We start from the raw sequence: 2,217 nt of genomic DNA, 5'->3' as shown, positions 1-2,217 counted from the left end.
TCCCAGCCGGGCCAATTCGGAGGTGAAACCCCAGCGCGCCTCAAACACGTTTTCCGTCACCATGCCGTGCCCGTCGGCCACGGCATTCAGGGCGACGGCGATCGGCGCGGGGGACGGCAGCGAGGTCACAGCAGATCATTGTGGCATCGCGTCGGCCTGTGGCCGCGGTCCGACACAGGCGGCCGGCGGTTACACTTGGCTTCGCGCAGGACCCCGAGACCCGACAGAGAGGCGGCCGGTGATTCCCCTATCCCACTACGACGTCCTGGGGTTGCCGGTTAATGCCACGGCGCACCAGATCAAGGCCGCGTACCGCCGGGCCGCCCGTGCCACGCACCCGGACCATGGCGGGGATGCCGCCGAGTTCCGCCGCGTCAGCCTCGCCTACGAAGTCCTCAGCAACCCGCAGGCCAGGTCCCGCTACGACCGTTCCTACGGTGCCGCCGGCCCGGGCGCCCAGACGGACAGCACCGGAACCTTCGCGGCCGGCCCCGGTCCCCGGCCCTCGGCGCCCGGGCAACGCGGCCCGTCGGCGTCGGACTCCCCCGTCTATGTTCCCGCCTACGGCTCCCCGGACGGGTCCCCCGCGTTGCCGGAGAACATCGCCCGCCAGCACATCCATGGGGCGCCGCGGAAACGTGGCATCTTCGGCGCCGGGGCCAGGCTGCGGCGCGAGGCGCTGACGGCGCAGCTGATCAGCCGGCAGATCCTGCCGGCCATCCCGTCCGCACGGCTGGTCAACGGCCTGCATTCGCCGGCGGACAACGGCTTCATCGACCACGCGCTGTTGGCCGGCTACCGGCTGGCACTGATTGATTCGATGCTGCTGCCGCGGGGGAATTTCCGCTGGGACGGCCGCACCCTGCACAAGGACGGGCGGATCGTGGAACCGCCGAGGCTGGCACCGGCGGTCCGCAGGATGCAGGAACTGTTTCCGGAGCTCAATGTCACCGGCTGGACCGTGATCCACTCCGCCGACGGGAACCTCCACGAACCGGTGATCGATTACACGCGCGGCTACGACCCGGACGGGATCGTCCCGGTACACGTGGTCAACGCGGCGCGGCTGGTGCGCGAACTCAAACAGTTCCTGTCCTCCGGCCCGGCGCCGAACACCGTGCACGTCCCCTCGCTCGCCAAGTTGCTGGGCGGCATGCACGCCTGACGCCGTGCTGCTCCGCCGCCCGGGGCTGTTCCGCCCGCCGAGGGATGCCGGGCCGCGGCTGCGGCGCGCTTAGGATGGAATCCGTGTTCCGCATCCTCTTCTACGCCCCCGAAATCCCCGGCAATACCGGCAACGCCATCCGGCTGGCCGCGGTCACCGGAGCCGAACTGCATCTGGTCGAGCCGCTGGGGTTCACCTTCGAAGACGCCAAGCTGCGCCGCGCCGGGCTGGACTACCACGATCTTGCCGTGGTCCGGGTTCACGCGGATCTGGAAGCCGCGTGGGACGCCCTGCAGCCGGAGCGGGTCTTCGCTTTTGCGTCCGACGGGGAGCGCTCCTACACGGACGTCGCGTACGCTCCCGGCGACGTGCTGATGTTCGGGCCGGAGTCGGTCGGGCTGCCGGCATCGGTCAAACAGGATCCGCACGTCACGGCGCGGCTGCGCCTGCCCATGCTTCCGTCGCTGCGGTCGCTGAACCTGGCCAACTCGGCCTCCATCGCCGTCTATGAGGCGTGGCGGCAGCACGGTTTTGCCGGGGCGAAACTGTAGCGCCGGGTGCGATGCGGCGGCGTGTCGGGCTGGACCCTGCCTCCGGCGGGGGCGGATAGACTTGAATCCTATGGATACGCCCCAGCCATCTGATCGCCTGGCCAGCCCCGGTAACTCCGCCGGGGACCACGACTACGCACCGGATGACGATGTCTCCGTGCTGCACGCCGACCAGCTCACCGGCGGATCGGAAGACACCGAGCGGCGGCCAATGCCGGCCGTCACCAAATGGCTGCTGCTTGCCCTGGCCGCCATCGTCGTGGTGGTGGGGGCCATCGCCGTAGCGAAAACCCTGGGCGGAACCTCGGACCAGGACGTCACGGATGCCGCGGACGTCGTCGCCAGCCAGCAGGAACTGGAGGGAGGCGGCACCGTGGACGCCTCGGTGTCGCTCCGCGAGAACGCCGCCGTCCTGACGCCCAAGGAAACGGATGAGCTGCTGGGCATCATGGGCCAGCTCAAGGCCGACGGCAAGGCCATCGTCTTCATCTCCCACAAGCT

The 2,217-nt window shown here is 69.7% G+C and carries 2 protein-coding genes and 1 pseudogene; all 3 read left to right on the top strand.

Annotated features, from left to right (window positions below; genetic code table 11):
- The first annotated feature begins 238 nt into the window (after positions 1 to 238).
- The gene (locus tag AC5RV2_RS17270; protein ID WP_494093355.1) at positions 239 to 1,165 is read left to right on the top strand and encodes a J domain-containing protein; all 927 of its coding nucleotides are present in this window, start codon (positions 239 to 241) and stop codon (positions 1,163 to 1,165) included.
- Between the two features lie 83 nt (positions 1,166 to 1,248).
- On the top strand, positions 1,249 to 1,716 hold the full coding sequence (locus tag AC5RV2_RS17265; RefSeq protein WP_494093356.1) for a tRNA (cytidine(34)-2'-O)-methyltransferase: 468 nt from the start codon (positions 1,249 to 1,251) through the stop codon (positions 1,714 to 1,716).
- 70 nt (positions 1,717 to 1,786) lie between these two features.
- A pseudogene (locus AC5RV2_RS17260) lies at positions 1,787 to 2,217 on the top strand (hypothetical protein); the annotation flags it as partial.

Source organism: Arthrobacter sp. Y3225116 (assembly GCF_059091245.1).
The sequence above is the reverse complement of the archived record's forward strand: the minus strand, read 5'-3'. Positions and strand labels throughout refer to the sequence as shown.